The organism is Arthrobacter sp. NPDC058127, assembly GCF_042884555.1.
Lineage (GTDB): Bacteria > Actinomycetota > Actinomycetes > Actinomycetales > Micrococcaceae > Arthrobacter.
In genome coordinates this window covers 20,255-45,471 of the sequence record NZ_JBHVTT010000004.1, presented here as the reverse complement: position 1 = coordinate 45,471, position 25,217 = coordinate 20,255, and the positions used below count along the sequence as shown (strand labels likewise).

Here is a 25,217-nt window from a genome sequence, read left to right as displayed (position 1 = left end):
TCAACCACCTCTCTTGTATGCCATACAACTAACACTACTTTTGTATCACATACAATCGAGAGGTGATTCAGAAGCGAACCGAACCCGAGGCGCAGACCTCGACGCTTGAGCGCGGACGCGCGACCCGTAGGCGACTCATCGAGACCACGGCCCGGCTCGGCAAGGAGCGCCACGGAGCCCAGCTGAGCGTCGCGGAGATCGCAGACGCGGCAGGGGTGTTCCCCAACCAGATCACCTACTACTTCGGTTCCAAGGACTCACTACTCGTGCACGCCGCGTTCCTGGGTCTGCTCCACGACACCCGGCGGATCGAGCGGATTGGCCGCCAGGCCCCCGACGCGGCGACCTTCCGGCGCAACATCGCCCGCGCGGTCCTCGCCCTGCCCTCGCTCCCTTCGGTCGCGGGAGCACTCGCGACCGGAATCGCCAAAGCCGAGCTCGCCCCGGTAGTCGACCAGCACCTCCAACTGCTGTTCCGCCAATCGGAGCGCTTCATGAGCCAGCTCATCGACAGCCGCGGTTGGAGCCTCAGGCGACCCATCGACGTCGAAGCCAAGACATTCTGGAGCACCGCACTCGGTGCCGCACTTCTCGCACACGCTGGGGCACACGGCACCGGCGCAGACCTCGACCTCGCCGGGACATTGACGGTCCACGACCAGACCGACCACGCCTAAGTTCCTCACCGTTCCCAGGGCCACTAGCGGATCTCAGTGTTTTCGCCCTGTTAACACGTAGACGGGCCTCCGGGCACACGGAGATCCGGCTTGTTCACACTGAGAAACGGCCTTTTGCACACGGATTTTTCCGTTTTTTACACGTAGACGCCAATTTCACCGAGAGAATCTGAATCGTGGATGGCCTTCCTTTTGGAGGGGCACCACTATTCAAGGCCAGCGATACCCGTTGGCCGTTCTACTCGAGAAATGGGGTTGTAGTGGAATCAACAATGACGAAAAGGACCGGGCTTCAGGCTGCGGCAGCCGCGGCGCTGGCTGTGGTTGGGATCTTCGGTGCGAGCCTGGCCGTTTCATGGATCGCGGGGTCCCTTGGCATCTCTGCCGCGGCGGCGTCCCAGATCATGCACGCCATCGAGGTCGGAGGCTGGGCTCTCGTTGTCATCGGCACAATATTCGGGGCAGGAATCACGGGTGCCCTGATCGCAACGGCTCGAAGCATCCTCTTCCGCATCGGCCGGGCGCAAGCGGTCGCCTAACTCGATGCTTGCTAAGACAGCACGCGTGCTTGGGAGCATCCCTGGATGGTTGCTCCCAAGCACGGGCTTGGCCATGGCGGCCATAGCCGTCTTCGGCTACTCGGCCGTGGACTTGTCCTGGATTCGGGACGCGAGGGATATGGGTGGGAGCCCCCTCTACAGCAAAGATTTCCTCCAGATCCTCGGGCGGAACGTCGGCGCGGCCTTGGTGCTGTATTCCGGAGTCGCGACCCTTGGGCTCACTACGCTCATCGGAGCCGGAATCCTGGCGCTGTATGTCGGGGCGACGGTGTCCCTCGGAGTGCATTCCGTCGGCGGTGCCGGCCTGGTTGCCGACGTCATTTGGTATGTCCCGTTCGAATTCTTCGGCCTGGTGATGGCGGCGACCGCTGGATTCCAGCCCGCCGCCGGCCTGGCTCGCAGGCTGCTGATGAAGAACGAGCCTCCAACCCTGAGGTCGTTCATCGACGACATGGCCCGTTCCCTCGGCACTTTGCTCATTGCCATCGCCCTGATAGTCCTCGGTGCCGCCATTGAGGCCATCGTGATTCAGCTAAAGACCTGAGGAGGATTTCATGACCAGCACGGAAGACGGCCGGGAGTCCGAGACCGTCATCAGCGTCGCGAAGGTCGGAAGTTTGCGGCCCGAGCCAACTGCAGCCAAGGAATGGGTTTCCACGTCCCGCGGTCTGTGGATCGCGAGCTACATTCTGCTCATGGCTTTGGTAGCCCTCCGGCTTCCCCTGACCAGAAAGTATCTCAACGCAAACGTCCCGGCGGACGTGCGTTCGGAAATCGGCGACGATCGCCTGCTTAGTCTCTCCATGACCGTCGGCACCGTTTTGTTCTTCCTTGTCTACGCGGTGATCATCGCTTTGTACTTCTCCCTCGCCGCGTTCCTGGACAAACGGGTGATTCCGGGAAAATCGGTACTCGCGGGCCGCGTCAATATCGGGGCGTTCTTTGTGATCGCCATTCTCGCCACGATCCCCGTGAACCTATTCAGCGTGGTGTTCGGCGTCATCCAACCGCGGGAAGTCCCCGGATATTGGGCCTATTTCCCCTCGATGGCCGTACTTGCCCTGGCGATCTTCTACCGACATTGGCGGGGGTTTTCCACAGGCAGGAAGATCCTCGTTGTGCTTTCGGCCATTGGTCTGTCAACAATAGTCGCCATCGGCTGACCTCCATCAACCACCACCCACGGACAGAAATTATCAATGACTACTCAGCTCTACAGCCTTCTTCTACGAATTGTGGGCCTCATGGTCGCCGCATTCTCCTGCATTTCCCTCGGCCTGATTTGGGCTTCTCCTGCCCCGGAAGGCCTCAAGAACATAGATCCCCTCGCCCTGAAGAACACGACCGTCACCGTACTTCTCGTCCTCGGCGTGTCCGTACCGCTGATTGCGGCCTTCAGCCCGGCCGGGAAATGGCTACCGCTCAAAGCGGCCGTTTTCGCCGTCGCCGGTTTCGCCAACGCGGCTGCTCTCAGTCCCGTAATAGTCGTCCCGTTCCAGGGAACGACGTCGGCCGTCGCCGCCGTCTGTGCGCTCGGGCTTGCGGTCCTCACCATTGTGGCCTTCATGGACTCGGTCCAGAAGAAGAGTCCGCGGAGCAAGTTCTAGGCGCTGATGGGGACCAAAGTCTCTCCCGTCGCCGTCACAGGCCAGATGTCGAACGCCAAGACCCCTGCCGGGTCGGTCCGGGGGTCCGATTACCGAACCCTGCGGGACTTCCGCGCGTTCGAAATCGTCAACGCGATGCGTTTGCCGCTCACGCTGGATGGCTTCAGGGCCCTCGCGATCTTCGGATCGATAGCCATGATCGTGCTCGGAACCCTCGTGTTCGCGTCCACGATGGCTGTTCTCCGCGACGGCCCGCTCCGCCATGACACGGCCACCGTACTCAATTGGGGATTCCTCTTGATCCTCTACTCCGCTGGCGCGACAGTGCTCACCGAGGTAGTTTCAAGCCGACGGCTGGCGGTGTCCGGCAGTCCGCACTTGGAGCTCTTCCGTGCGATGGAACTTCCTCTCCCGCAGGTTGTGGTGAGATACGGCCTGCTCCCTACGCTCCGCCGCACAGGCATCCTTTGGTATTCAGCTGCGGTATTCCTCTTAGTCTTCTTCGAGGAATCGTCGAGCTACCTCAACGTCGTGGTTGCTTCGGTCACCGTCCTGGCTTTCGCCACCTGTGCGTGCGTCTACTGCGTCCTCCATTTCGCTTCAACACCTGCACGACGGATAGGCCTCCGTTGGCTGTACTGCCTCTTGGCTCTCATCCTCGGGCTGTTGCTCGGGGCTGCCACCGGATTCCTCGTGCCTCAGCTCTCCCGGCTGGACGGCCTCGACCAGGGCCCCTCTGGCTTCCTTCCTGCCTTGTGCTTGCTAGCGGTCGTTGCATCCGCGATATTGATCCTCCTCAGCCTCCACGCGTGGCGCCGCCTCAGCTACCGCAGGATTTCCTTCAGCACCGAACGGCGGACCGGTCAACGAGCGGTGAAAAGCTTCGGGCTTTTCGTTGTCACCGATCTGTTGAGCAGCAAACAGGGCTCGGTGATCACCACCATCGTCCTCGCCTGGATCGCCGTCGTTGGCATCCTTCTGGGAGCTAGGGGCATCCTCCCCCTCGACTCGACTCTCGGCGGTGGGGATCTGCACAAATCCTTGGTTGGTATTGCCGTGCTCCTGGGCCTTGGGGTCACGGAACCGACGCTCTATCGGATCGGGCCCACAGCGAAGCTGTACCACTACCGTTTCGCGTGGGAGAACGGCTTCTCCGCCACTGCGATCGTCGTCCGGCTCGTTGGAATCTACGTCATGGCAGGGGCGGCGACTGGTGGATTTGTTTTCCTAGGGGCACTTCTCGCGCTGGACATTCCGGCTCCTGGTGCTGTCCTCGCGGGCTTGATCGTCGCAGCGTCCGGAGTCGTCGCGGAATCCGTCTCCCGTCCGCCAACCACCACTGACGGCACCAAGTCCAATGATGTGATGGACGGTCTCTTCACACTCCTCCTGATTTCTCCTTGCTCGCTCATCCTTATTGTCAGCCCCGAGTTCAGCACCGTGCTGTTGTTGGGCTATTCCATCCTCTTGATCCTGGGAGCCGCCGCATGCCTGCACCAACGTCTTTTGAGGCTTCGATCGAAATTGATTCTGTAACCGCCGGCTACCGGCAAGGCTCACCCGTCCTGGACGGACTCAGTCTCAGCATGAACGGGCCGGGGCTCTACCGGGTGGCCGGCAGCAATGGCAGCGGGAAGTCGACTCTCCTGGAGCTCATCAGCGGCTTCCTCCAACCTTGGGCCGGAAGCGTAAGTCTTTGCGGCATCGACGCCGGCTCTCCCGATGCGCGCCACGTACGGAGCGTCTGCCGTACGACGCCGGCGCTCTACCCCTCCATGACCGTTCACGATCATCTGGCTCTTGCCGCCCGCAGCCGTCAGCTCGGCCCGGAGGCCGGACTCGCCCGACTGGCCAGATACGGATTGGAGGACTGGGCGGAGCAGCCCGCCTCCATGCTGTCCACGGGCAATATCCGGAAGCTCTGGCTGCTCATGTGCACCGTCGCCGACACCCCCGTAGTCGCCATCGATGAACCTTTCAACGGCATGGATGTTCAAGGCATCGAGGCCCTGATCGGCGAGCTCGGCGAGTGGGCACAGCACAAAGTAGTGGTCCTTATCTCCCACACGGTTCCGGAACAGCTGGCCGTTAGCCATTCCTTCGTCTTCAAGCAGGAGTAAGCAAGGTTGTAGACAGAGACCCACAACGCCGGATCACTCGGAAAGCCGTTTCTCGCGGAACGGAGACGAATCCCGGACAAGGTCGAAGAGGGCAGTGCGGGACGGGCTTCCCGTCTTGCGCAGCGCGTTGGAGATGTGGCTTTCGACGGTCCTGATACTGATTCCCAGATGCTCGGCAATCTCAGGGTTGGAGCGATGACCTGCGAGGGCTGCTATCTCAATTTCCCGGACCGTCAGGGGCGAGTAGCTTCCGGAACTAAACGCGACAGGCTCATCCGGCGATGGAAATCGTGTCGCGAAGATGGAGTACGCCCGGTCCATCGCGGCCGCACCGATGGTGTCGTCCACGAATGCATACCGCTTGAAAGCACCGCGGAGCAGCATCCGTACCTGGTAGAAATCGGCGTCGGGCTCGTAATGCTCGAGCAACGCGCCCAGCATTTGGTGGTCGTCCTCCACCACGGCAGCGGCAATTGCCAAAAGCTGATCATGTGAAGTGGAGGGGGCATACTCTTTCAAGGTCTGCCGAAGGAGTTCGAGTACCTTGCGGCCCGGGAGAAGGCACGTGAAGAACAAGGCGGAATAGATCGCCTCGAGGACATAGCCACGTTCGAGCTGCCGTTGAATGAGTTTCGCGGCTTTCCCGTCGAATACAGCCGGGATGAGGGGCCGCGCGGCGACGAGCTCGTAGACTCCTCTCGCGGTCCCGGGGAGCGGGCCGATCTCTTCAGCTTCGCGCCGCGCCTGGGTGGCAAGCGTCGCTGCAGGCAAGATCGCGGACGTCGCCGTCCTCAGTCCGGCGAGCCTGAGCATGGCATCGTGGAGGGAAGCCACCAGGAAGCCTGGCCGCCCCATGGCAAAGACACTCCCCATGAGGTACTCGGCGTCGTCGAAATAGCCGCGGTAGATCAAGGCCTGGGCGGCCACATAGGTGTTGGTAATCATCCCGAGTTGGTCGAGGTTGCGGCGAGCTTCTGCGCGCTGGTCAAGCGCAAAAACAATTGACTCCTCAATCCGCCCCGAGCTGAACAAAGCCATACCGCGGATGAACGGTTCGATTCCCGGAATGCCTCTTAATCCGCCTGAAGTAGCGATGGCTTTGAGCGCGGCAGACGGGTTGAATCGGTAAAGTTCCAGAATGCCCCGGATGCTGGATATGACACCGCTCTCAGGGTGACGATCGTGTAGCCGCGCGAAGATTTCGTCGAGATTCTCCGGCATTCGGTCGTAGGACGCCACGAGGAAATGCTCCGCCGCTTCGGCTTCGGCGGACCATTTGGGACGTTCCGCCCCGAAGCTCCTGAGGACGGCGGCTGCAGAATCCAGTCCTTTGCCTTGATGGATCGCCCAAAGCGCTTTGGTAAATGCCAGGAACAGGAGATCGCAGGATTCTCCTTCCGAGGTCAAGGTCTGGGCAAGGACACGCTCAATTCTCGATGCGTCGATAGGAGAGCCCCAGTAGACCATCAGAAGTGCCACGGCATTCGATACCGATCTGTCGGCATTCCACAGCTCGTAGCGCTGACGCTCCAGGACGGAGATTTGCTCATGAAAATGGCGCGCCGTGGCTGCGTCGTCGGAGCTCCGTTCAAGGCGCAGCGCGGCCAGAACCCTCAGCAGCGAATCGGCCGAGTTGACGTCAACGTGGGATTCCTGTGGCAAACCACTGAGGGCTCGGGCGATTCGACTCTTCAGGACCCGCCTGCTTGTGAGCACTCTTTGACCACGGAAGTAGTCGGCCAGGACGGGTGGCGTGATCGAAGCGCAGACCGTGTTGTGGAGATCCTCAATGACGGAAACGAGGCCGCGCTGTTCGAGCCTGTCGAGAACGTCGGAATGGACTACCTGTTGCAGCACATCGAGGGGCGTCGTCCCGGCGATGGCCATGGCTTGAAGGCCCGTGAGTTCGTCGGGTTCAAGTCCTTCGAGGAGGGATTCGACCGTGCCATGGAGGTGCTCATTCCACAGAGTGTCGCCCGTCATGTGCCATTGACCATGGTGGAGGACAATCAAGCCACTGAGCGAAGCCGTTTCCGCGATACGAACCACAAGCCGCGGGTTCCCTGCCGATTTCGTCAGGATCCGGGCAGTGGTGTCGGTGTCCGCCGGAGCTCCCAGAATGTCGGTCAGGAGCTCGTTCACCTGCTCGTAGCGAAGCGGATTCAGCTGAACCCTGGCTTCCGGGCCGGGGCTGAGCACCGCAGGCTGTGCCATCGAGTAGATGGAAGACTCGCTCATGGTGACGATCATGGGCCGTTTTGTCCGACGCCGGACGGCGTCCAGAACCGCTACAGTCTCCGTGTCGACGAACTCGAGGTCGTCGACTACGATCACGCGCTCCCCCGGCCTGGAGAGGCGGCTTGCCAGGGTGTCAGCCACACCCAGAACTCCCAATTGCCCTATTCGAATATCCAGGCTCAGGCTATGTATTCCACCAAATGGTATTCCGCGATGTGAGCGGAGTCCCGAAATGGAATAAACCGTTGCTCCGGTATTTTCCAGATCGGCGATAGCTTTTTGTGCGACACTCGTGCGACCGCTGCCAGGCGCGCCGACAATTCGAACCATCATTCCGCGAGCAACGTAGTCCAGCGTTCGCCGAACTTCTTGATCGAACACTCGCGATCCAACTTTCTCTGATGCGCTGATCCAGCACTCTCCGGGCCCTGGGTGGCGCGAGGTCCAGCCGATTCAACTGTTTCCTGCCCAAAGCGGGGCGTTGGCAAGCGGACTCCCAGGCACTCCGACGGAATCCCCCCGGGGTGCGCTGACGAACCTCGTTCCAAGGGAAACCGTAAAGTCCGAAACCGCCGTCTAAGTGTCGTTTTGGCGAAACTCAGTGTGCGCGGGGAGGCGTCTACGTGTGCCGACGTGGGGTTTTGTTCCGCATCTACGTGTGCGCCGATGAAAACTCAGTGTTCCCCCGGCGTCCAAGGAGGTGAGGTTTGGCAGTGGTTTCTCCATGGCTCTCCTGGTGGTGGTCTCTTGTTTACGACGCTACGGGGGTTTCGTGGCCGCCTCTAGATCGAACCTCGCGCATGTGGATATTTATTCGAATCTTCTTTTCTGATATCGAACACAGTTTCTAATCTGAGTCAGGCGCCCTGATTCTGAAGACCCTGTCAAGAGGCCCTCTCAGCGATGTGGACAACTCCTTCTTTTCTCGCATTTCAGATGCTAAGATCTGCTGACATTTGCATCAAGAACTGAATCATGGGGGCAATAAATGAATACTCGCGCGCCTGAAAACAATGGGGCAATAAAGCACGCGTCGCACGACTTCTTGAAATCCCGCAAAGCTATTTTCAAGGTCTTTGCCATCGTCACATCAACAGCCGCAGCGCTCTCCCTTGCCGCATGCGGCGGAGCCGGCCCAACAACCTCCCAAGCGGGCGTCACGCAATCTGCGTCGGCATCCGCATCGGCGACACCCACCCCAACCCCGACACCCACCGCGCCGAAGTCCGTGTCCTGCGTGACGGAGAACGCAACGGAGAGCTATTCGCCGAAGGAATACATCTGCACAAAGTCCGACGCCGGCGCTTTGGTCTGGATGGAACGCTCAGAGTCCAAGAGAGTGACGGACGCTCGCGCCGCAGCGGCGGCGAAGGCGGCGGCAGACAAGGCTGCGGCCGACAAGGCGGCTGCTGACAAGGCCGCTGCTGACAAGGCTGCGTCCGATGCAGCGGCAGCTCAGGCTGCGGCCCAGGCGAAGGCAGACGCCGATGCTGCCGCAGCACAAGCGGCGCAAGCAGCCGCAGCGGCGGCGGCCGCAAAGCAAGCGGCACCCGCAGCGCCGTCGGGCTGTGACCCCAACTATGCCTGGGCTTGCGTTCCGATTGCTTCAGACGTCGACTGCGCGGGAGGAAAAGGCAATGGGCCTGCCTATGTGCGTGGCCCGGTGAAGGTGATCGGGACTGACATCTACGGTCTCGACAACGACGGCGACGGCATCGGCTGCGAGAAATAGGGGTTATACGACAAAACGTGCGTATGGGAAGGGCTTGATTCCCAGTGTTGGCGGGTGAAGCTGGTTCCTCGATCTATGAACACCGTCGGATTCTGCTGGATCATTCTCTCCGCCGAAGTTGCCCCTCCCGTGATTCCGCGGGCCCGGAATTTGTCCATTCGAATGATTGAGCGGAATCCGTCATCTCAGCGGAGACGCTCCCGGGACGGACATGACCGGCCCGGGACCGAGCGCTACAGCAAAAGCTGGGCGACACGCCAAATCCCTGTCGACACCCGTATTCAGGTGTCGACAGGGATTTAGCGCATCTCCAGGTAATTTTCGCGTCGCGAAGTGCTTCCTAGTCACCCCAACCCAAAAACAGGGCACAAAAAAGCAGGGCCGGTCAATGACCGGCCCTGCTTTTTGAAATCCGAAGCTTAGAGAGCCTGGATGTTTACTGCCTGGGGACCCTTGGGGCCCTGCTCGACGTCGAAGGAAACCTTCTGGTTCTCTTCGAGGGAGCGGTAGCCGCCCGAGTTAATTGCGGAGTAGTGAGCGAAAACGTCCTGGCTGCCATCCTCCGGGGAGATGAAGCCGAAGCCCTTTTCGGAGTTGAACCACTTGACGATACCTGTAGCCATTTTTTCAGTTTCCTTACTGAAGGTGGAGGTTGTCCCGACTGTCGGGCCTCCGGTGTGGGGTGTTCTCCACCGTTACTTCAGAAGGTCGCGGTTGATGAACCGCGGGAACTGCCTGAACTACCAAATGCCAAACACAACAACAGCTACAAGCATACAGGGCTTTGGGCGGATGGCTACTATTTCTCAAAATCCTTCATCTGCCGCGCGCCGCGAACTGGATCTCCTGCGGTCTGCGGCAACTACCGGTCGAAGCCAGAATCCCGGCAAGTGCTACGATTGCTACGGAGGTAATGATGACTACGATCCCGCACCGCGAACTTCGCAACAACAGCAGCAAGATTCTGGAGCGCGTCAAAAACGGCGAAATCATCGATGTGACAAATAATGGGGAAATTGCGGCCACACTCATTCCGCCTTCCGCCTCGCCGTTCGAAAGGCTGCTGCAGTCAGGCAGCGTCCGCCCTGCTGCTGAGAGTCCCGTGGATTTCAGGCTCGTGACCCGCATCAAGAGTGAGATGGGCACCTCGGACATGCTGGCAGACCTGCGTGGCGATCGGTGATCACTTACGTGGACACCTCGGCGATCCTCAAGCTTCTGGTCGACGAACCGGAATCTGTTGCCCTCGCTGAGTATCTTTCGACGTCCGCGGCGACAGGACACCGCCTCGTAGCCTCGATGCTGCTCTATACGGAGCTTCATTGCGCGGCGCGGCGACGGGGACTGGGCGCAGAGCCGGTCAACACCGTCCTGAGCGGCATCAACCTGGTAGACATTGCCCGTTCCGATCTGATGTACGCTGCCGCTCTTCCCGGCAGGCTGCGGAGTGCAGACGCGATCCATCTGGCTACCGCGATCAGGCTCCAAACTGATCTGCTGGTGGCCTACGACGGCGCGCTTCTCGCCGCTGCCCTTGACGCCGGCGTCACCGTCCTCGCCCCCGGAAAATAGTCCTTCCTCCCCCTCCCTTGGCGCCCCAAGCGGCGTAGAGTTCCGCCATGGAGCCGATTCGGGTGGTCCTTCTTCCGGGGAGCGTTCTTCCCGCCCAACCCGCCTATGGGGCGCTGATCCAAGCGCTGGGTCCCGACGTCGACGCCGTCGCGAAGGACCTGGAACTGTACGACGGCGATGAGCCGCCACCGGGCTGGAACCTGGACACCGAAATCGAGGGCGTCCTCCGCGAGGCCGACGCCCGCGGCTGGGAAACGTTCCATCTGCTCGGCTATTCGGGCGGCGGGGCAGCGTCTTTGGCGTTCGCCGCCAAGCATCCACAGCGACTGCTCAGCCTCACGCTCCTGGAGCCCGCATGGGCGGGAAGCTGGGACTGGAGTCCCGCGCACACCCAACTCTGGAACGAATACGAGGCGCTGGAATCGCTGCCGCCTGATCAGTTCATGGCCGCGTTCATGAGGCTGGGAGTGAAGCCCGACGTCGTCCTTCCGCCACCGCCCGAAGGCGGACCGCCGCCGTGGATGGCCAAACGGCCGGCGGGGATCAGGGCGTTTCTGCGGGACTTCAAGATTTACGACCTGGACAGGGCGCGGCTTGCCGCGTTCGACCGGCCGGTGTTCTTCGTCCTTGGCGGCCTGAGCAACCCGGACGACTATGGCGAGGTTGCCGAGCGCTTGTCCACGGTGTTCCAGGACTTCCGCCTCGAAGTGTTCCCGGACCGCCACCACTTCGATCCCCCGCACCGGATCGAACCCGACCGGCTTGGAGCGTTGCTGCGGGAGCATTGGGAACGTGCGGATCGGGTTGTCTAGGACACACGCCCCCTCAGCGGACTCGTCGCGGATCGCCCGCTGCGAACATGCCCGGGTTGATCATTGATCGTTACCGGCCGAGTGAAGCATCCTCGTCGCTGCAGCCCTCACCCGGTTTCGAAGTTCGTCGGGGCGATCGATCACCACCTCGCAGTCGAGCGCCGCAATGACGGACGGTAGCCAGTCGAGGTTCTGGGCGTGGATCTCTGCCCGATGCCAGGGCAGGGAGTCTGCGCTCGCTTGCTCTGCCGCACGGTCCAGTCTTTCGAGTCGAGCAACACTGGGCGGCAGGTGTGCCCGGATGTTGTCCTCGGTCTCTCGAATTCGCAGCACGACCTGCCATCGATAGTCCGCATCGGCGAAAAGGTCCAGGAGGCGACCTTCCACGGGTTGCTGCGGCGGCTCGAAGGTTCCGGGTATCGACCGAGCCGTTCGAATCCGGTCTACCCGGAACGTACGTTCCTCCTGCTTGTCTATGTCGAACGCAACGAGATACCACCGGTCTGAGTGCGCGACCAGGCCATAGGGGTGGATCGTCCGCCGCGACGGGACGCCGTCGCCGCTAAGGTAGCGCACGTCGAGGACGCGTCGAAGGTTCACGGCCTCCGCCAGGGTCAACATCACGGCAGGGTCGGGAGCGGCTCCCCTGTGCTGGGATGTACGCGTCATCACCCCGAGCAGGGTGTCGATCCGCTTCGCGTCAGCGATCGGCAATGCTCGTTTGATCTTGGACAGGGCAGTCTGTGCGGCAATCCCGGGTTCGTGTGACGCCGCCTTCGCACGGGCAAGCCCAAGAAAGACCGCGACCACTTCCTCATTGCTGAACATGAGCGGGAGGACGCGCTGGCCGGGCGCGAGCCGGTAACCGCCGTAGCGCCCTCGCAGCGTTTCGACGGGCAGTCCCAGATCGTGCAGTCGCGCCACATCTCTGCGAACCGTCCGCTCGTCAACGCCGAGGCGTTCTGCCAGCTCGGCAACAGTGCGCAGCTGCGCTGACTGCAGAAGCTCGAGCAACTGCAACGCTCGCGCGGTTGTGTCGGCCATGACACCCATTATCGCCAAAATACCGGGCAGTTTTCGCCCGGTATACCCGGTACCGTCATGTCCATGGCCAGGTTCGTGGGCCGAATTCACGTTCACAACAGGAGGAGACAGCAATGCAGTTGACAGCCACCCGCATCATCACCGACGACGTCGACGCGCTCGTCGCGTTCTACGAAACAGCCACCGGAATCACGGGCGTGCGGCTTCACCCGTTGTTCGCCGAGCTTCGCACCCCATTCGGCACGCTAGCCTTCGCAAGCACAGCCACAGTGCCGTTGCTCGGAGAAAATGCCGCCGAGGCTCGCGCGAATCACAGCATCATCTTGGATTTCCTCGTCGACGACGTCGACGCCACCTATAAGGCTCTTCAGGATGTCGTCGAAGTGTTCGTCAATAAGCCGACGGACATGCCCTGGGGTAACCGTTCTCTCCTCGTCAGGGATCCGGACGGAAACCTGATCAACTTCTTCACACCGATCAGCGAGGTAGCACAGGCCCGATTAGACACTCCTCGGCTCCCATGAAAACCTCAGGTTCCCGCATATAGACTCATCGCAACGTCGCCCTGCCATGGGCGGCTCGGCCAGCCTGAGAGGGATACGGCTCGATGAGTGAAGTGAATATGCCGACACAACCGCCGGTTTTGGACGTCAGCAACTTGCGGGTCGCCTATGGTGCGCGGACCGTCGTCGACGGCGTCAGTTTTCAGATTCATCGCGGTGAGATCTTCGGCCTGCTGGGTCCGAACGGCGCAGGGAAGACGAGCACACTCAGTGCCATCGAGGGTTTGGTCAAGCCGAAATCCGGGCGGCTGCTGGTGGACGGAATCGACGTTCAAGAAGAGCCTCTGGACGCGAAAGCCCGCCTCGGGGTGCAACTGCAGTCCTCCAGTTTCCAGGCCGAACTGACCATTCAGCAGATCGCAAGGCTCTACGGCGGGCTTTACGGAGTGAAACTCTCGCGTGAGCAGATCGGTACGAGCATGCGGGCCATCGGACTCGAACAAGAGCTGGGCAAGAGGTTCAAACAGTTATCGGGCGGGCAGCAGCAACGGCTCGCACTGTTCATTGCCACCATCCACAACCCCCTTCTTCTGCTCCTCGACGAGCCAACCGCCGGGCTGGACCCGCAGGCGCGCCGAGGACTGTGGCGTCGCATCGAGGAACTCCGGGGTGAAGGCAACAGCATTCTTCTCACCACACACTCAATGGAGGAAGCGCAGGCCGTGTGTGACCGGGTGGCGATCATCGACCATGGGGCGCTTCTCACGGTTGGAGAGCCATCGGAGCTGATCGACAAGCACAGGGAGGATCCGCGGGTGCTCTCAGTAGCCCACGGCGCTCCCACCCTGGAAGACGTCTTCATAGGGCTGACAGGAAGTGAGATCCGTGACTAACGCCAGGGTCGATACCGCCCGCCCGCCGATGGGCCTGGCGATGCGCTCGTTGCTTTGCGCGGACTCCATTGTGATGCTCAACAGCAAGACCTCACTTGTGTTGAGCGCCCTGCTGCCGATCGTGATCCTCGTGGCCACAACCTTCGGCAAAGGGCAATCGCGGCTAGGCGGATCCACCCTCATCGTCGGTTTGGCCTTGACCCTTGGCCTGCTCACGTCGTGCTTGCTCGGGTTCACGCTGGCCCTGGCACACGACCGGGACATCGGCGTGCTGCAAAGGTTGCGGGTCACGCCGGCACCGAACTGGATGATCATGACCAGCCGCCTCATCGTGCAGGTGGCCACCAATCTGATCGCTTCCGTCATCGTGGTAATCGTCGGTGCAATCGTTCACGGCCTGACACTGAACGTTGGCCAGTACCTCTTGGTCATCGCCGTCGCTATTCTTGGGGCCGCCGTCTTCCTGGCCATCGGACAAGCGCTCGTCGGCTTGATCCGGTCCACCAACGCCATCAGCGCGATCGGCCGGCTGCTCATGATCGCCCTGTTGCTTCTCGGCGTCCTCGGTGGAACCGGCATCCTCGGCGACACGATCAAGGAAATCTCAGACTGGTCTCCAGTCGGAGCCCTCATGACGCTCTTTTCGGACGTTCTGAACCAGTCGGCATGGAGCGGCCAGGACACCGGCTCGCTCCTGGCGTGCGTCGCTTATGTCGCGGTGTTCGCCTTCATCGGAATCCGCTGGTTCCGATGGGAATCGCGGTAGGGCCCCTACTTAGGAAATCGAAGCCCGCTTCCGATGCTTCGCGCTGGTTGCGATCCAAGCCACCGGGCCGATGGACTACTGGCGACGGCCCCGGCATTAACGCCTCACGCTGAGGCTGGCTCCCACGCGAACCCGTCCGGGTCCGTGAACGGGCCGGCGTCGCTGCCGATCGCGAGCCGGTGCGATCCGGTACCGTCGGGAGAGACGCCGGCGTCCTTGGCGAGGGCGCGGCGCGCGTAGAGCCCGAGCTGGACGGGACTCGACGGCATGGCGAACTCGACGTACTTGCCGAAGCTCTTCCCCACGGAAAGGCCCCGGTCGGCGTAGAACCGTTTGCTCGCCGATACGTCCGCGACCGCCACCAGGAGCACTATCTTGTCGACCTCCCGGGTGGCGGGGCCGCTGTCCTTCTTCGCCGACGTCGCGACCTTCCAGATCGTGCCATCCGGAGCCTGTACGACGCCGCCGTAGCCCCACAATGACTTCGCCACCGGCTTGAGCGTCGTGGCGCCGGCTTCCACAGCGGAATCGATGAGGCTGCTGACGGTGGACGGTTGCGACACGACGAGCGACAGCGTGAACCCCCGGAAGCCGTCAGTAGGAGCATCCGAGGCCCGCACGCGCACCCGCGGGCCTAATCCGAAGGCGGCGTCGTAGAAAGCGGTGGCGGCCGCGGGGTCAGGAACTTCGAGGGTGACTGATTCGATGGCGGTCATGGCAGGTCCTCCAGTGAGTGGGTTGCTTTGTGCTTTCGACTTTATGCCGAGGCCCCATCGACCGCTTCTCCGATCCTGACCGATTCTATTGGCTGGCCGCTTGCAGGGAAGCGACGCATGTCCTCAACATGGCCTGAAGCTGTTTCTGTTCTTCGCCAGTGAGGCCCGAGCGCATGGTGTCCTCCACAGCCTTGACTGCAGCACTGGCGGCTTCGAGCTGCTGGCGGCCATGCGCCGTCAGTTCAGTCGGCAGTATCCGGCCGACCGAAGCCTCGGTTGCGCGAGAAACAAGACCCTCACGCTCCAGCGCTTGCAACAGAACGTTCATCGACTGTCGGGACACAAAGGCGCCTCTCGCGAGCTCGGAGTTGGATAGCCCCGGCCGCTGGGCAAGGAGCTCCAGGCATGCGTAGTGGGTGATGCTCATGCCGAGCGGCCGCAACACACTCTCCATTGCCGTGCGAAGCGCACTGGCCGCCTCCTTAAGGAGATATCCGAGCGATGTATCGAGGCTGACTCCTGTGACGTCTTGACTCATGTCAATATTCTGACATATCCTTAGTGTCAACTAACTGACACTAAGGAGCTCCTCATGCCGGTCACCGGACCCGACTTCATTTCAATTCAAGTACGCGACCTCGAAGCATCTGCCGCTTTCTACCAGCAGCACCTCGGGCTGACCCGTTCCCCAGCGGGGCCTCCGCACGCGGTGGTATTTGACACCAAACCGGTCGCGTTCGCAGTCCGGGACCTGGCGCCGGGCGTCAGCCTTGCCTCCACGCCACAGCCCGGCCTCGGCATCGGATTGTGGTTGCACGCCACGGACACGCAAACGATCCATGACAAATTAGCGGCAACCGGTACCGAAATCGTGGTCGAACCGTTCGACGGCCCATTCGGGCGTACCTTTACCTTCGCCGACCCCGACGGATACCAAATCACCCTCCACGATCGCGCCTGACCCGCGCAAGCGGTGGCCCTTCAGACCGGCAAATTGCACCGCCGGCGGGGACGCCCGACAGATCGGTGCCTGCTGGATTCATTCCATCAGTTCACTCAGTCGGGACCGGAGGAAGCGTCGTTCGGTGTCGTTCTCGGTGAGGATTAGCGCCTCTTCAAAGGCAACCCGGGCTTCGTCGAAACGGCCCAGCCGGGTCAGGAAGTCGGCGCGTGCAGCGGCAAGATACGGGTATCGGGCGAGTCGCGGTTCGGCTCCGAGCGCATCCAACTCGGCCAAACCTTCCGCGTGGCCGACCGCGAAGCCGAGGGCGATGGCCCGATTAAGTTTGACGACCGGAGAGGACCACGTCTCCATGAGCAGGTCGTAGAGACCCAGGATCTCCTGCCAGTCAGTGTCGGACCACGACTTGCTCTCGTCATGGACGGCAGCGATCGCCGCCATGAGGGCGAAACGGCCCGGTGGCCGTAGGTTCAAAGCCTCGCGCAGGAGCGCTACCCCTTCATCAATGGCCGATCGGTCCCATTTTGATCGGTCCTGGTTCTCCATCAGCACGAGTTCACGGTGCTCATCGAGCCGCGCGCCCCTGCGGGCGTCGGTGAGCAGCACGAGTGCGAGAAGCCCGGCGACGTCGCGGTCGCCGGGCAGCAGGACGCGCAGCATTCTCGCCAGCTCATGGCCTCGTTCGGCGAGATCTCTGCGCATCAGGTTCGCTCCTGATGGGGCGGTGTGCCCGGTCGTGTACACCAGGTAGACAACGGACAGCACGCCGTCGACACGCTCGCGCAGCTCGGACGCCGCTGGCACACGGTACGGGATGTGCGCGGCCGCGATCTTCTTTTTCGCCCGAGTAATCCGCGCAGCCATCGTCGCCTCCGGGAGCAGAAACGCGCGCGCGACGTCGGCCGTGGACAGCCCGCACAAAAGGCGCAGCGTCAGGGCGACCTGAGCGTCAAGCGCGAGGGCGGGGTGGCAGCACGTGAATATCAACCGCAGCCGGTCATCGGTGATGTCTTCCGTCTCGCGGCCGGGGTCGTCTAGCAACTGCACCTCCGGGTCGAGAAGTTTGGGGAGCGCCCGCTGTGCCGTCGCGGCCCGTCGGTGCATGTCCATTGCCCTTCGCCGCGCGGTCACGGTGAGCCACGCTCCAGGGTTCTCCGGGATGCCACGCGTACCCCACGTCGACAATGCGCTGGCGTACGCATCTTGTACGGCTTCTTCCGCTGTGTCGATATCACCGGCAATACGCATGGTGGCCGCCAACACGAACGCCCACTCCCGACGGTGCGCCTCCGCGACCGCAGCAGCGACATGTGAGCTGGCGGCCGGCATCAGCTTGCCACTCGCACGGGCCGAACCTCGACTCCGGCGCCGGCGGGAACCTCCTTGGCGATCTCCAGCGCCTCATCGAGGTCGGCGGCCTCGATGAGGTAGTAGCCGCCAAGCGTCTCCTTCGACTCGGCGAAGGGACCGTCCGTCACCGAGAATCCACCGGACCCGTCGCGCCGGATGGACGTCGCCGTCTCCGCCGGCTCAAGTGCGGCCCCGCCGAGCAGAGACCGCCCACGGCGCTGCATGAACGCTTGGTAGTCGGCGCTGACCGTCTCGCCCGCGACTTCTTTTGTAGCCACCTCATCCTGGAAGATCAGGACCAAATACTTTGACATTTCGCAGTCCCTTCGTCTGAACTTTGATTTGGGTTTTCGCTCCATCAACACCGAACACCTTGCGGGTTCGGCTCTTCGACACGATTTTCAGTGGGCCGGCGCATTGGCATACGAGGCGACGAGCCAGCGCCCATCCTCTCGAACCAATCCCACGTGGCAATGACTTCGCGGTCGACGGGGAGTTGGGCCTCTCCCGCCATGAGAATGCCGGCCCTGCTGACTACGATCGCCGTGTGGCCACCGATAACCCGGATACTCAGAGGTTCATCGACCGCCCGGGAACCTTTGAGCGGACCTTGGAAGCCGGCGGCCATGGAACTCCGGATTTCCTGCTTGTCGCGGTGATACGCCCGCGGCATAACCACCGTGGCGTCGTCCCGATACGATGCCACGAAAGCATCCGCATCATTGTCTGCCCATGCGGCGTAGATCTCGCCGAAGAGGCTGCGGACCTCGTCGGTCGCCTCGGACTGAGCGTCGGTGGGCTCGTTCTCCAACATTGGCCTGTTCCTTTCGTCGCTGTCAGTAGGGCCTTCCATTCGGGCCCTTACTTATACGACGCGCGCCACAAGCACAGATCGACAACTGTGACCAGACTTTTACACGGAAACCGCAGCGCCTGCCCTCCCCGTCAGTCAAATCAGTCCAGGCAGAGGCACAAAGGATGACCCGCGGGGTCGAGGAACACTCGGAATGTCGTTCCCGGTTGGTGTTCGTGTTTGGTCGCGCCGAGCTCGAGCACAGCCGCCTCAGCCGTGTCGAGGTCCTCGACCACGACGTCGAGGTGCATCTGCTGCGGGACGTCCTGGCCGGGCCATTGAGGCGCCCTGTAAGAGTCGACTTTCTGGAAAGCCAGCGAATCGCCGTACTCGGCGCGGACGGACCACCAGTCGTCGTCGTTCCTCTCGATCTTCCACTCAAGCAGGGCGCTGTAGAACTCGGCCAGGGTCTTGGGGTCGGGACAATCGAGTACGACAACGGGGAAGCGTGCGATAGCCATGGCCAACACTCTAGGACCGTTTCCGGAGGATCGCACCAAGTTTGTCCGTCGGAATTGCGGTCCGAATTAGCGGTACCGCGTGGCGAGTTCCGGGCTCTGCGCTCCGAAAGCGGCGAGGTCTGCTTGGAAGACTGCGTCGAGGACTCCGCTTTCCTCTACGCCCGGGGCGCAGACGGTTTCGCCCAGTTCCAGCCCGCGCAGGCTCGCAGTGACGACGTCGGCGGCGCTCATCCGCGGCATCAGGCTCAAGTCCATGCCTTGGCGTTCGTGGAACTCGGTGGCTACCACGCCCGGGCAGACGACCTGCACCGTGATTCCGGTGCCCTCCAGCTCCGCGCTGAGTGTCTGGGACATCGCGACGAGGTACGCGAGGCTCCCGCCGTAGACGACGCGGCGGGGCATCTGGGTGTGCGGGGCGGGGCCGCCGAAGGCGATCATTCCGGACACGTTGATGATCGTGCCCTCGCCACGTTCCTGCATGCCCGCGATGACTGCGCGGCTGAGCATGGTGGGAGCGAGGACCTTGACGTTGACGAGTTCCGTGGCCTTGTCGGCGGGAAGCTCGGCGAAGGGCATGTAGTGCGCGACGCCGGCATTGTTCACGAGCATTGTCACCGGCTCGGTCGCGCAAATTGCAGCGACCGAGTCGATCCCCTCGGTCGTGGACAGGTCGGCAACGACGGTCCGGACCGTTGTTTTGGGGTGCGAATCGGCGAACTGTTCCAAGCGTTCCTGCCGTCGGCCCACGATCACCAGATCGTATCCGTCGGCGGACAGGCGTTCGGCGAATGCCCAGCCGATTCCGGAGCTGGCGCCCGTGATAAGTGCTAGCTTGCTCACTGTTGTTCCTTCCGTTGGCGGCCATGCCGACAAGTTCCACGCAACCACGGGGCTGTCAGCGCTGTCCACCTCCCGCGCCTGAATCGCCGGGCTTCTCAGCGTGTGGGCATAGGAGTGGGTGTCGATGCCGGAAGCGCGGCGAGGTTCCCGTAGAGATCCGAGTCGAGCGTGGTGTGCCCGTGGTCGTCGGTGACGTAGACCTCGAACGTGAAGGTGCTGTCGTCGTGGTCGAGCGTGAACTCGATCGTGGGGTTCTTTACGGAAATTGTCCCCTGCGAGACGATTCGGCCGTACTTCTGCTCCGGGACACTGAGATCCGTGCCGTGCTGCGCGGGGTCACGGATGAAGTATCGGACCGTGTACGGCGCCGACGGCAGGGACCGTATGGTCGGGAAGAAGGTGAAATCCCTCGTGCCGGTCGCCGGATACACCATCGCACGCCATTGGAAGGAGGTAACGGCGGGGGTGAGCGCGTCGTCGAGGTCGCGGATGCCGGTGCGGTTCGTTTGGGCGTCGACGCTGCGGTTGTCGAGGCTGCTGCGGCTATGGCCCAGGGCTTTGGCGACAGGTCCGAGTCCGACGCCGAGGCTTAGACCGAGCCCGATCGAGACGACCGGAAGGAGGATCGCCCACATGAGCGCACGGCGCCGTAGGCCCGTGCGTACGGCCTGCCGGTGCATCGAGAGTGTGTAGGGTACGACGCCGGCGGGCATGGTTCTCGAGTAAGGGCTGCTGCCCGCGCGGGTCCAGGCCTCAATATACGCGGCGCGCGGCGGTAAGGGAGCTTCCGTGCCTCCGGCCAGGTTCCAGTAGGACAGGAATGGAAGTGGCAGGTCCCGAAGCCGGTCGTACAGGTCCTTGGTGGTGAAGGTCGGCACCATGCGGTACTGGACTCCCCCGCGAGTGGCGTACTGGTGTAGGTAGGCGTGGAAGTCTTCAAGCTGCATGCGTGAGACACGAACCTGGACGAAGAATGCCTTCGTCACGATCGCCTCGTCCCGTGTGAGCGTGACCCACTCCCCGGCATACCAGAGCAGGACGGCACCCGAAATCGCCGAAATTACAGCTCCCGCCAGGATGAGCGCTTCGACCCAAAACGAGATGATCGTCCGGTCGCTCTCGTTGACGAGGATCGAGCCAGCGACCGCTGCCACGGCGATCACCACGAGTCCAGCACCGAGGGCCGCACCAGCCCAACGCGGCATCCGTAGCGCGCGAATCTGGGCTGGAAGATCATCCTCGCGGAAGTGATCATCGGAATTCGGAACGAACATCGCTACCCCCAACATCCAACGGGAAAGGCCCCGAGCACGATGCTTCCATAAGCTGCCCCAGCTGGTTGGGCGATTGACGAATCTTGGGCAATTCTTCGACAAAACCTTGCACTCGCGTCTCGATGCCCGTGCTTCAGGCTCCCGCACCCGAATCTCTGGGCGTAAAGTTCTGCCAAGGGACCGGAAGGATCGCTCATGGAGACTGCCCCGCCCAGAGCCGCTCAACAGAACAGAGCGGCACAACAGAACCGCCCCTTCGAAATCGATACGCTCGTTGTCGGTGGAGGCCAAGCGGGACTGGCCACGAGCTACTTTCTCAGCCGGGCCGGCGTCGAGCACTTGATCCTTGAACGGCGGGCCGCGCTGGGTGGCGCGTGGCAGGATCGCTGGGACGCGTTCGTGCTGAACACGCCGAACTTCTCGCTCGACCTGCCGGGCATGCCATACACAGGGCCGGAACCGGAGGCGTTCATGGCGCGTGACGACGCCGTGGACTATTTCCGCGACTACGCGCGGAGGATCGACGCCCCGGTCCGGACCGGCACGGACGTCACGTGGATCTCGACGTCGGATGGCGGCTTCAGCGTTGAAACGTCCGACGGCGGCTGGCGGGCACGCAATGTGGTGCTGGCGACCGGCGCGTATCAAATTCCGAAGATCCCGGCACTAGCGGCCGGACTCCCAAAGAGCATCCTGCAGCTTCACACGCACGACTATCGCAATCCGGAGCAGCTGCCCGACGGCGCCGTGCTGATCGTCGGGACCGGGCAGTCCGGTGGGCAGATCGCGGAGGACCTGCTCACAGCCGGGCGCGAGGTGCATTTGGCGGTGTCGACGTGTCCGGAGGCGCCGCGCCGGTATCGCGGGCACGACATCCTCTATTGGCTCCTGCAAGCTGGAATCCACGGGCCCGAGTACGGGATCACCGCCCTGACGGTCGGGCAGTTGCCCTCCCCCGCGGCCCGATTCGCCTGCAACCCCTTGCTCTCCGGCACCGACGGCGGCCACAATATCCACCTCCGCGAACTCGGCCGCCAGGGGGTCCGGCTTCACGGGCACCTGGAAGGAGCCGACGACGGCGAGCTCACCTTCACGGACGACCTCCCCGAACGCTTGGCAACAGTCGAGGCCGGGTTCGGCCAGCGCATGGGCAGGGCCCTCGACGCCTACATCGCCGCCGCGGGCATCGATGCACCTGCGGCTTTGCCGGCGCCGGTGGACGATTGGCTTCCTGTCGCCTCGCCGGCGCGGGTCAACCTGGCGGCCGAGAACATCACCTCGGTGCTCTGGGCCACCGGTTACCAGCTCGCCCTCAGCTTCGTGGACATTCCTGTCCTGGACGCATGGAACTACCCACGACATGTCCGCGGCGTCACCGAATGTCCGGGCCTATATGTGGTGGGGCTGCCGTGGTTGACAGGGCACTACTCGTCGATAGTCGGCGGGGTGGGCGTGGATGCGGAGTATGTCGCGGGGTGCGTGGCAGGGCGGTGAGCTCGACCGTCAGAGACCCGCCTGGCTCACTCCGTACTCTGCCTGCTCCGGCGTGTAGCCCTCGAAGATCAGCTGGTCGACCAGCCCGGAATGGGAGAAGGAAGTAAATCCTAGGTAGTCCTTGGCTTTCTTAGCTGCCTGCTGGTTCCAGTCGACTTTCACGCGATCCACGGCCCACGTTGCATCCTCCGTGGAATACTTCTCGAACTCCAGCTGGCCGATCAGTCCGGTGCGCGAGAAGGCACTGAAAGAAAGGTAATCAGCAGCTTTCCGGAGAGCGTTCTGCTGACTGACTGTCCCGGCTGCCGCTTTGGCGGCCGCCTCGGCCTGAGCCCTGGCGGCGGCGTCAGCGTCGGCCTTCGCTTTGGCGGCAGCGTCGGCATCAGCCTTCGCTTTGGCGGCAGCGTCAGCATCGGCCTTCGCCTTTGCGGCAGCGTCAGCATCGGCCTTCGCCTTTGCGGCAGCGTCGGCATCAGCCTTCGCTTTGGCGGCAGCGTCAGCCGAGGCCTTAGCTGAAGCCTCAGCCGAAGCCTTGGCAGACGCAGCGACCTCAGACGCTGTAGCCGCCGAGGGGGTGGCGGCAGATATGTTCGGTGCGGGGGTGGTCGAGGCAGACGTTTGGACGGCGCCCGCTCGGGTGCTGTTCAGGATGATGCTCAGGAGGATGAAGGCGGCGGTGACGATCAGCGCCACCTTCTTGTGCTTGTCATAACCGTCCAACGGACGACCCTGTTTGTCGCGGGTCTTGTTCGCCAACAGGAGGATCAGGTCGACGAGAGCCCAGATGCCGAGGCCGCCGAAGGTGAACAGCTTCAGGATGCCGGTACCGACTTTGCCGAGGTAGAACCGATCCACGCCGAAAACGCCGAGGAGCAGGGAGAGGAGCCAAGTAACGAGGAAGGACTTGCTACTGATGCCGTATCCGCCAAGGGCCGGGCCCCCCAGATAGGGTGCCGGCGCGCCAGGATAGGGCTGGGTTCCTGCGGGGGTCTGCCCGTAGGGCGGCTGCGGCTGCGGCTGCGGCTGCTGCGGCGCGCCGAAGGGGTCAGCTGAACTCATTGAGGTTCCTTTCAAAGGGACGCCCTTGAAGCGGGCTTCCACGTGGGAATGGTGGGTGCGAGGTTTTGTCATCCGCTGGACGGGTTACGTCCGTGATTCGATGAGGATCGGCGCTGAGAGAGGCGCGCTATGGTCTGCCCATGTGTCGTATTCCCCCCCCAGAAGTACGTCTGCGCTTTATCCGCGCGTGTTTAAGCATGCGTCGATACCTGCTTCACTTGGCGCAGTATTTGCACAGGACTCGAACAGGCTTTGCACAGGTAATAACCTGGGCCGAAATGGTCCCCGCTTCCCGCCAAGAAACAGCCAGGACTAGTCAGGCGTCGAGATCAGCAGCAAGCTGTGACCAGCGCAGACGTCTCCCCCATCTGGCGACGTAGCGGGATTCAGCACCCGAGGATAAGCGCGATACACCGGAGGGATTAGGCCGGCCAGCGATCCCGCAGGCTTCCCGATGGTCTGCTGTAGGAACCAACGGATGCGCGACTCCGAGTCCCTGGGGGCGCGGCGCTGATCGCCGGGACTGGGCCGTCGGGCGTTCAGCAATATGCTCCTCCGGTCCTTCAGCAGAAACCCCAGTATTTTCTGTAGGCGCAGTCTCTCAACTGGCCAGTTCTCTGGCTTCCTCCCTGCATATGAGATCGGCTGCGACGAAGGTGCAGTTGAAAATGAACTTTACGATTATTGGCTGCTACTTCTGTAGCAGTTCTGAATGCCAAAAGTTGCGGCAGTTGCCTGATTGGTCATTCACTACTTCCGCTACTATGCCCAGAGGATCGATGCCCCGGTCCGGACGGGCATGGACATCACGCGGATCGCGACGTCGGACGGCGGCTTCAGCGTTGAACGTCTGGCGGAGCTCCATGCGCCCAAAACTGGAATTTCCAAAAGCCAAGGGGCGACACGTCCGCAGCCTCACTGAGCAACCGGGGCTGTATGCGCTCGGGCTGCCGTGGTTGCAAGGGCACTACTCGTCGATCGTCGGCGGGGTGGGCGTGGATGCCGAGTATGTTCCGGGGCGAGTGGCGGGCGGTGAGAAATGGTTGCAGTAACCCCCCCGTCATCGTGCATTTCATCGTGCGGGTCTTGCGTACATGGCCGTGATCAGCAATTCCGCGGGCCGGGCCGGCGGGTTACAGCGGCACGGCAATCGACGGGCTTACGGACGCCCTGGGGAAAGGAAGGAAGGGGAAGCCCGTGCGCGAAATAGTGTGCATTTTTGGCCCCGCGCGTCGCGACTTCGTTGAGCCGCCGGAAGATTGACGCGTGCGATAGTTGCGGCATGAAGCCGGGGAAACGGATTGTCGGTAGGGCGCATTCCAGTACCCCCGACGAGGGGCGCATATCTGTGACGCACCCACCGCTACAGCAGGGTCCGCCCTATGAGACGAGGTGCTACGTGTGCATTGATGTCTTCGACGGAATTAGGCCCGTGCTCTTTGTCGCTCGGCCAGACGGGGATTGGTGCGCGCTCTGCGGTGATGAGCATCCAGATGATGCGAGCGTATACCGAGTCGTTGGCATCGGCCATGTAATCGACAGCGACCCGTCAGTCTCTGAGGTCCTCGACCTAGGTCCGAACGAAGAAGCGGAGCGATCCGCGGTGGGAGAGCAGTGGACTCGATCGAGCTTCTAGGGCCTATCAAACGCACCGCCGATTAGGATCGTCCTCGAAGCCAACTGTG

28 protein-coding genes are annotated in these 25,217 nt (G+C 62.3%); 16 read left to right on the top strand and 12 right to left on the bottom strand.

Going from position 1 to position 25,217, the window contains the following annotated elements; translation table 11 throughout:
- Positions 1–62: 62 nt before the first annotated feature.
- From ACFVTG_RS08080 to ACFVTG_RS08050, 7 genes are all read left to right on the top strand, one after another.
- Complete coding sequence (locus ACFVTG_RS08080) at positions 63–677, top strand: TetR/AcrR family transcriptional regulator C-terminal domain-containing protein (RefSeq protein WP_390279444.1); 615 nt, start codon at positions 63–65, stop codon at positions 675–677.
- A gap of 272 nt (positions 678–949) precedes the next feature.
- A complete protein-coding gene (locus ACFVTG_RS08075) occupies positions 950–1,216 on the top strand; it encodes an uberolysin/carnocyclin family circular bacteriocin (RefSeq protein ID WP_236816065.1) in 267 nt (88 codons plus the stop codon).
- A 4-nt stretch (positions 1,217–1,220) separates the two neighbouring features.
- Positions 1,221–1,781 carry a hypothetical protein gene (locus tag ACFVTG_RS08070; protein ID WP_390279441.1) on the top strand — a complete coding sequence of 187 codons (561 nt, stop codon included), beginning with the start codon at positions 1,221–1,223 and terminating at the stop codon, positions 1,779–1,781.
- A 10-nt stretch (positions 1,782–1,791) separates the two neighbouring features.
- Positions 1,792–2,400 (top strand): hypothetical protein, encoded by a 609-nt coding sequence (locus ACFVTG_RS08065; RefSeq protein WP_284751848.1) that lies wholly within the window; start codon positions 1,792–1,794, stop codon positions 2,398–2,400.
- Positions 2,401–2,436: 36 nt separating this feature from the next.
- Positions 2,437–2,844: a hypothetical protein gene (locus ACFVTG_RS08060; protein WP_284751847.1), complete on the top strand. Its 408-nt coding sequence runs from the start codon at positions 2,437–2,439 to the stop codon at positions 2,842–2,844.
- Positions 2,845–2,850: 6 nt separating this feature from the next.
- Positions 2,851–4,380, top strand: coding sequence for a hypothetical protein (locus ACFVTG_RS08055; protein WP_390279438.1), 1,530 nt, complete (start codon positions 2,851–2,853; stop codon positions 4,378–4,380).
- On the top strand, positions 4,332–4,964 hold the full coding sequence (locus ACFVTG_RS08050; protein WP_284751845.1) for an ATP-binding cassette domain-containing protein: 633 nt from the start codon (positions 4,332–4,334) through the stop codon (positions 4,962–4,964). The genes ACFVTG_RS08055 and ACFVTG_RS08050 overlap by 49 nt, the downstream gene beginning before the upstream one ends.
- 33 nt (positions 4,965–4,997) lie before the next feature.
- On the opposite strand, the gene ACFVTG_RS08045 is transcribed toward ACFVTG_RS08050, so the two are convergent.
- A complete protein-coding gene (locus ACFVTG_RS08045; RefSeq protein WP_390279436.1) occupies positions 4,998–7,343 on the bottom strand; it encodes a LuxR C-terminal-related transcriptional regulator in 2,346 nt (781 codons plus the stop codon).
- Positions 7,344–8,190: 847 nt separating this feature from the next.
- Here ACFVTG_RS08045 and ACFVTG_RS08040 point away from each other — a divergent pair.
- Entirely contained in the window at positions 8,191–8,934 is a 744-nt protein-coding gene (locus tag ACFVTG_RS08040; RefSeq protein WP_390279435.1) for a hypothetical protein, read from the top strand.
- 419 nt (positions 8,935–9,353) lie between these two features.
- Here the strand turns inward: ACFVTG_RS08040 and ACFVTG_RS08035 are convergent, their stop codons facing one another.
- A complete protein-coding gene (locus ACFVTG_RS08035) occupies positions 9,354–9,557 on the bottom strand; it encodes a cold-shock protein (protein ID WP_028266315.1) in 204 nt (67 codons plus the stop codon).
- Between the two features lie 293 nt (positions 9,558–9,850).
- On the opposite strand from ACFVTG_RS08035, the gene ACFVTG_RS08030 reads away from it, so the two are divergent.
- From ACFVTG_RS08030 to ACFVTG_RS08020, 3 genes are read left to right on the top strand one after another with little or no spacing between them, the layout of a single operon-like run.
- Positions 9,851–10,117 carry a type II toxin-antitoxin system Phd/YefM family antitoxin gene (locus tag ACFVTG_RS08030; protein WP_390279433.1) on the top strand — a complete coding sequence of 89 codons (267 nt, stop codon included), beginning with the start codon at positions 9,851–9,853 and terminating at the stop codon, positions 10,115–10,117.
- Positions 10,114–10,506 carry a type II toxin-antitoxin system VapC family toxin gene (locus tag ACFVTG_RS08025; RefSeq protein ID WP_390279431.1) on the top strand — a complete coding sequence of 131 codons (393 nt, stop codon included), beginning with the start codon at positions 10,114–10,116 and terminating at the stop codon, positions 10,504–10,506. The genes ACFVTG_RS08030 and ACFVTG_RS08025 overlap by 4 nt, the downstream gene beginning before the upstream one ends.
- A 47-nt stretch (positions 10,507–10,553) precedes the next feature.
- The gene (locus ACFVTG_RS08020; RefSeq protein WP_284751840.1) at positions 10,554–11,318 is read left to right on the top strand and encodes an alpha/beta fold hydrolase; all 765 of its coding nucleotides are present in this window, start codon (positions 10,554–10,556) and stop codon (positions 11,316–11,318) included.
- Positions 11,319–11,378: 60 nt separating this feature from the next.
- Here the strand turns inward: ACFVTG_RS08020 and ACFVTG_RS08015 are convergent, their stop codons facing one another.
- Entirely contained in the window at positions 11,379–12,362 is a 984-nt protein-coding gene (locus ACFVTG_RS08015) for a helix-turn-helix transcriptional regulator (protein WP_390279429.1), read from the bottom strand.
- Positions 12,363–12,475: 113 nt separating this feature from the next.
- Between ACFVTG_RS08015 and ACFVTG_RS08010 the strand changes: the two genes are divergently transcribed.
- From ACFVTG_RS08010 to ACFVTG_RS08000, 3 genes are all read left to right on the top strand, one after another.
- Entirely contained in the window at positions 12,476–12,886 is a 411-nt protein-coding gene (locus ACFVTG_RS08010; RefSeq protein WP_390279427.1) for a VOC family protein, read from the top strand.
- Positions 12,887–12,969: 83 nt separating this feature from the next.
- The gene (locus tag ACFVTG_RS08005) at positions 12,970–13,758 is read left to right on the top strand and encodes an ABC transporter ATP-binding protein (RefSeq protein ID WP_390279425.1); all 789 of its coding nucleotides are present in this window, start codon (positions 12,970–12,972) and stop codon (positions 13,756–13,758) included.
- A complete protein-coding gene (locus ACFVTG_RS08000) occupies positions 13,751–14,524 on the top strand; it encodes an ABC transporter permease (protein WP_390279423.1) in 774 nt (257 codons plus the stop codon). Before ACFVTG_RS08005 ends, ACFVTG_RS08000 begins: the two co-directional genes overlap by 8 nt.
- Before the next feature lie 104 nt (positions 14,525–14,628).
- Here the strand turns inward: ACFVTG_RS08000 and ACFVTG_RS07995 are convergent, their stop codons facing one another.
- Positions 14,629–15,240: a glyoxalase gene (locus ACFVTG_RS07995; RefSeq protein WP_284751835.1), complete on the bottom strand. Its 612-nt coding sequence runs from the start codon at positions 15,238–15,240 to the stop codon at positions 14,629–14,631.
- A gap of 85 nt (positions 15,241–15,325) precedes the next feature.
- Positions 15,326–15,778: a MarR family winged helix-turn-helix transcriptional regulator gene (locus tag ACFVTG_RS07990; protein WP_390279421.1), complete on the bottom strand. Its 453-nt coding sequence runs from the start codon at positions 15,776–15,778 to the stop codon at positions 15,326–15,328.
- A gap of 54 nt (positions 15,779–15,832) precedes the next feature.
- Between ACFVTG_RS07990 and ACFVTG_RS07985 the strand changes: the two genes are divergently transcribed.
- Positions 15,833–16,201 (top strand): VOC family protein, encoded by a 369-nt coding sequence (locus ACFVTG_RS07985; protein ID WP_390279419.1) that lies wholly within the window; start codon positions 15,833–15,835, stop codon positions 16,199–16,201.
- A 78-nt stretch (positions 16,202–16,279) separates the two neighbouring features.
- Here ACFVTG_RS07985 and ACFVTG_RS07980 read toward each other — a convergent pair whose 3' ends face one another.
- The 6 genes from ACFVTG_RS07980 to ACFVTG_RS07955 all read right to left on the bottom strand — a co-directional run bounded on the left by ACFVTG_RS07980 (position 16,280) and on the right by ACFVTG_RS07955 (position 20,910).
- Positions 16,280–17,530, bottom strand: a complete 1,251-nt coding sequence (locus ACFVTG_RS07980) for an RNA polymerase sigma factor (protein ID WP_390279417.1) — start codon at positions 17,528–17,530, stop codon at positions 16,280–16,282.
- Positions 17,530–17,865, bottom strand: a complete 336-nt coding sequence (locus ACFVTG_RS07975) for a YciI family protein (protein ID WP_284751831.1) — start codon at positions 17,863–17,865, stop codon at positions 17,530–17,532. The genes ACFVTG_RS07980 and ACFVTG_RS07975 overlap by 1 nt, the downstream gene beginning before the upstream one ends.
- A 44-nt stretch (positions 17,866–17,909) precedes the next feature.
- Positions 17,910–18,365 carry an SgcJ/EcaC family oxidoreductase gene (locus tag ACFVTG_RS07970; RefSeq protein WP_390279415.1) on the bottom strand — a complete coding sequence of 152 codons (456 nt, stop codon included), beginning with the start codon at positions 18,363–18,365 and terminating at the stop codon, positions 17,910–17,912.
- 140 nt (positions 18,366–18,505) lie between these two features.
- Complete coding sequence (locus ACFVTG_RS07965) at positions 18,506–18,865, bottom strand: VOC family protein (RefSeq protein WP_284751829.1); 360 nt, start codon at positions 18,863–18,865, stop codon at positions 18,506–18,508.
- A gap of 66 nt (positions 18,866–18,931) precedes the next feature.
- The gene (locus tag ACFVTG_RS07960; protein ID WP_390279413.1) at positions 18,932–19,705 is read right to left on the bottom strand and encodes an SDR family NAD(P)-dependent oxidoreductase; all 774 of its coding nucleotides are present in this window, start codon (positions 19,703–19,705) and stop codon (positions 18,932–18,934) included.
- A 95-nt stretch (positions 19,706–19,800) separates the two neighbouring features.
- Positions 19,801–20,910, bottom strand: a complete 1,110-nt coding sequence (locus ACFVTG_RS07955; protein WP_390279411.1) for a hypothetical protein — start codon at positions 20,908–20,910, stop codon at positions 19,801–19,803.
- A 264-nt stretch (positions 20,911–21,174) separates the two neighbouring features.
- On the opposite strand from ACFVTG_RS07955, the gene ACFVTG_RS07950 reads away from it, so the two are divergent.
- Positions 21,175–22,473 carry a flavin-containing monooxygenase gene (locus tag ACFVTG_RS07950; protein ID WP_390279409.1) on the top strand — a complete coding sequence of 433 codons (1,299 nt, stop codon included), beginning with the start codon at positions 21,175–21,177 and terminating at the stop codon, positions 22,471–22,473.
- A 9-nt stretch (positions 22,474–22,482) separates the two neighbouring features.
- Here ACFVTG_RS07950 and ACFVTG_RS07945 read toward each other — a convergent pair whose 3' ends face one another.
- The gene (locus tag ACFVTG_RS07945; protein ID WP_390279407.1) at positions 22,483–23,532 is read right to left on the bottom strand and encodes an Ltp family lipoprotein; all 1,050 of its coding nucleotides are present in this window, start codon (positions 23,530–23,532) and stop codon (positions 22,483–22,485) included.
- Between the last annotated feature and the right edge of the window lie 1,685 nt (positions 23,533–25,217).